The sequence below is a fragment of the uncultured Marixanthomonas sp. genome, from assembly GCF_963974425.1.
Lineage (GTDB): Bacteria > Bacteroidota > Bacteroidia > Flavobacteriales > Flavobacteriaceae > Marixanthomonas.
Window position 1 is genome coordinate 1 of record NZ_CAXBCK010000083.1, and the last position, 4,096, is coordinate 4,096.

5 protein-coding genes are annotated in these 4,096 nt (G+C 34.5%); all 5 read right to left on the reverse strand.

Annotated features, from left to right (window positions below):
- Positions 1-117: 117 nt before the first annotated feature.
- The 5 genes from AACZ92_RS16120 to AACZ92_RS16140 all read right to left on the reverse strand — a co-directional run bounded on the left by AACZ92_RS16120 (position 118) and on the right by AACZ92_RS16140 (position 3,869).
- Entirely contained in the window at positions 118-642 is a 525-nt protein-coding gene (locus AACZ92_RS16120) for a hypothetical protein (protein ID WP_339703601.1), read from the reverse strand.
- Positions 643-924: 282 nt separating this feature from the next.
- A complete protein-coding gene (locus AACZ92_RS16125; protein ID WP_339703603.1) occupies positions 925-1,650 on the reverse strand; it encodes a hypothetical protein in 726 nt (241 codons plus the stop codon).
- Between the two features lie 410 nt (positions 1,651-2,060).
- Positions 2,061-2,480 carry an energy transducer TonB gene (locus AACZ92_RS16130; protein WP_339703606.1) on the reverse strand — a complete coding sequence of 140 codons (420 nt, stop codon included), beginning with the start codon at positions 2,478-2,480 and terminating at the stop codon, positions 2,061-2,063.
- A 6-nt stretch (positions 2,481-2,486) separates the two neighbouring features.
- Positions 2,487-3,149, reverse strand: coding sequence for a hypothetical protein (locus tag AACZ92_RS16135; RefSeq protein ID WP_339703609.1), 663 nt, complete (start codon positions 3,147-3,149; stop codon positions 2,487-2,489).
- Between the two features lie 123 nt (positions 3,150-3,272).
- Complete coding sequence (locus tag AACZ92_RS16140) at positions 3,273-3,869, reverse strand: hypothetical protein (RefSeq protein ID WP_339703612.1); 597 nt, start codon at positions 3,867-3,869, stop codon at positions 3,273-3,275.
- Between the last annotated feature and the right edge of the window lie 227 nt (positions 3,870-4,096).

A 4,096-nucleotide genomic window follows, 5' to 3' on the forward strand; every position in this document is an offset into this window, starting at 1 on the left:
GTGTCCAGCTTGTTTTGAGAAATAGTCTTTAAAAGATTTCATTCTAAGTGTTTTTTACTTTGTCCTTATTGGTTTTGCCCTTGTTGGTGTTTTCCACCAACAACCTTTTCGTCAATACTATCTATAATCAGTTAAAAACTTAAACTCATCACTTTTCTCTTTATAAAACCTAGCAGAGGAGAACCGATAATCGTCATCTATCTCACATAGCCCTGCTTTTACAGGGTTATTATGAATATAGTTTAGTTTTTGTTTTATTATATGTTCTGAATATAAATCTACACAAAGCGGGTTTCGTTGCCAAAATTGATAGGCTCTATCTTTTTTAGCCACCAAAAAGTGTTGCAATAGGTTGGTATGGTATCGTTCCAAATCCCTTTTAATACGTTGTGCAGTAAACTTCATAAAGCATAGCTGCGTATGCTTTAAAGAATATAATGGTGTAGGTTTCCAAATAAGATGGATGTGGTTATCCATAATAACATAACCGTGTAAAATTACGCGTTCTTCGTTAACCAAATACTGCAACGATTCAATAATAGCTATTTTATACTTATCTGGTTTTAAAAGCTTTTTCCAGTGTAAGATGGTCGCTGTATAAAACTGCGGACAGTGTTCTATTTGTAATGGCCTACGTTTCATAGGTTGATTGTTTTGACCCTATTTCTGCCCTTGTTAGTGTTTTCCCCCAACAAGCCATCCTGCTAACTATCGGTTGGGCGTTGGTGCACAACACCAACACTGGCGTAAATTAGCAATTGTTTACGCAAACACGTTACGTTATCAATATAAGAAGAAATGTAGATATATTGTAACTGCGTGGCGTGTATTGCCTTGTTGGTATTTTCTACCAACAATTACTGTGCTAGTTATTTGCTGGGTGTTAGTGCAAAACACTAACACTGGCGTCAAGTATTAAGCATTTTACCTCTCTTCATAAAAGAACTCATGGACTTTAATTATGTCACCCCTTCCTATCTGCACCAAATCCATTGTTTCTTTCAAATAAATACCTAAAGACCTTTCATTATAAATTAACTTCATCATAGGCGAATAATCTGTTACCACATAACTATCCCCGTCCATTCTAAAAAATGAGATATCATCCTCTCCCCGTACTTTAACACCTCTGTTTACTATTTTTCCCTTTTCGAGTGTCTCCTCTATATGCGACTGATTGGTTTCGCCTGAAGCTACTTTGGTATACGCTACCATCATATTCATCCACTCTGCTGCATCAATCAAATGCCATTGCACTTTGTTAAAGTCTATACCGTACTCACTTATCCAACCATGACTTGTAAAACCAAATAGCACTTGTTTTCTTCCATCTATTTCTGGGTCATCTTTAGGAATGAACTCTTGAATTGTAAAAGATATTACCGAAGTGCTCGACATATCTTTTAGTTTTTTTCCATCAAAGTCAAGTGTTTTTAGTCTAAAGCTTGAAAGTTCCGGGTGGTTGGTCAAAACCCATTCTGTTGCCATTAGCTCGGCGCGTTCTTTCATTTGCTCTACGGCAGCTATTCCGGCTCCAATGGCTAATAATCCACCAGCAACGGCCGCTATGGCCTCACCTTCATTTTGGGCTTTAGCTTGTTTTGGCACTAAAAATACAATAAGTAATACTAGTAATAATAATCTTTTCATCGGTAGTAAATTTGGTTAGTTAGTTTCAATATCTAAATAGCAAAGTAATCTATTTCATCTTACTTTTATTTACGGTTATCCGTATTCATATTTCAATTGTATACCCTTTCTGCCCTTGTTGGTGTTTTCCACCAACAAGCCATCCTGCTAACTATCTGTTGGGCGTTGGTGTAAAACACCAACACTGGCGTAATTCAAGATTGGGAGTAAGCGATGCCAGCCAAGTAAACATATCATCTGGATAACTGGGCCGATAGTTTTGGTAGTGTCCAGCTTGTTTTGAGAAATAGTCTTTAAAGGGTTTCATGCTGGATGTTTTGAGATTTGTTGGTATTTTTCCTTAACAAATTATTTTACTATGTACCTGCTGGGCGTTGGTGCAAAACGCTAACACTACAGTAAAAAGTATTTTAACTCTTACGCTGTTTTCTTTTCATTTTTCTATATTCCCTTTTTTTCCTTTTTTTTCGTTCCTGTTCGGTTTCTATTTTAAAAAGAATGGGTAATGAATATTTTTGTTTGATAGTTTCTCCCTCTACTAATGCTGGTTCCATAGCCGGTAGTTCTTGTATAACGCGTATTGCTTCTTCTTCAAAAGCAGGATGGATAGACCGTGCTTTTACGTCAATGATACTACCATCGGTATCTACCGAAAACATAGCAAATATCTTCACCGTCTCCCCAGGTTTTAAACCTAGTTGCGTAACCGCTTTATCTATCTTTTCAGAATTGAGACTTTGTAATGAGTCTGATACTTGTTTAAAATCGTGTTGTGCAATAACAGCGGCACTAATTAGTACAGTGAAGACGAATAGTAGTTTTTTAATCATGATTTTTTAGTTATGGTATATTTTTAATTTTTCATAAATAGGCTTTCCAGGTATATTTACACTTAAAACAAAATAATCATCCTTCTTTATTAATACTTGATAAATATACGTATCACCTTGAACACTAAAGTTAGATCTAGTTTCGTTGTTGCTACTATTAAATACTAATTCAAACTCAGTATTGGTAATCCAATTCATATCTAAGTTTGAATAGGTATCGTTTGCAAAGGTTTCTAACCACTTCCCATCTTTTATCAATACTTGAGTTGTGTCACCCGAAACTTCAAAGTAGTATAATTTCTTAGCGTTTTTCAACTTTTGCAAATCAACATCCGAAACTTCAGATTTTGGTTTATAAGCCAGCCTTAAAACGGATTCTTTTGGAAGGTCTATTCTGTCTAATAACTCCCGGAACGCCACACAGTTTCTTTGAAGCCTATAATAAACTTGTTGCCCTACTTTATTCATTTTTAAAGCCTCGAAGGTGTTCAGATAGGGAATAACTTTTTTATTATATAAGTTGTTCATAGCCAACGTATCATTTTTAATATTCATGTGGTTTAAATAAAAACAGATGGATTGCGAAACAGAATCAATCTGAGTTATTGTTTGTGAGAAGACTGTATGGCTACATACAATCCACAATAATATACAAGCTATTTTTTTCATTTTTAAATAATTTTTTTTCTGTCTTTTTCTGCCCTTGGTGGTGTTTTCCACCAACAAGCTATCCTGCTAACTACCTGCTGGGCGTTGGTGCAAAACACCATTACTAGCGTAAAAATTTTGTGTTTATCCTATCATAGTATTAAACATAAAGAAAACTACTACTGTAAATATTGTAATATATCCATAAATTGCTGCAATAGTTACATACGCCATATCTGTACCACTAGTCACCGTAATACGCTCTAATACTTTTTTAACACTATACCATTTTAAGGTTCCTCTGTTCCATCGAATATGGTTAATGTAACTAATTGGTAGCATTACCATCGCAAAAATAACGATTGGTAAAAACAATAGACCTATTAATGTAAATCCTACCACTATAATAGTATGTACTTTACTCCAGAGCGTCTTAAAATGTACTTGCTTTCCGTTCACGCGAAGAGTGCTTTTTGCTTTTATGTAAATACTCGTCATAAAAATAGATACTATCTGTGCATCGGTCACCCAATTAGGAATTTCTAACGAAGGGAACATCCAATATATAGGATTATACAAAAATTCAAAAATAGGAGCTACTAAACTCCGATAATAATGTACTAGTTCAAACAAACTAAATGCTAAAGGAATATCAAAACCTCGTTGCAATAAACTAAAAATAGATGAGGCAGATAAAACCACCCCTAATACACCCCAAATTTTATTAAAAAAAGCCCCCATTATTTAAAATTTAATAGATTATTGTCTATTCTGTTTGTTTTACTATTTAAATAGTATTTACTTTTACATGTACTCAGCCCTTGTTGGAGTTTTCACTAACAAACTGTTATTTCCCTTTTGGGTTTTACTGATTAGCAAGTATGTTATCAATTCCGAGTAAACTCAGATATATTCGAATCCGCCGTAATTGCGGTTATACATCTTAAGTTTGATTTTTAATGAATCAG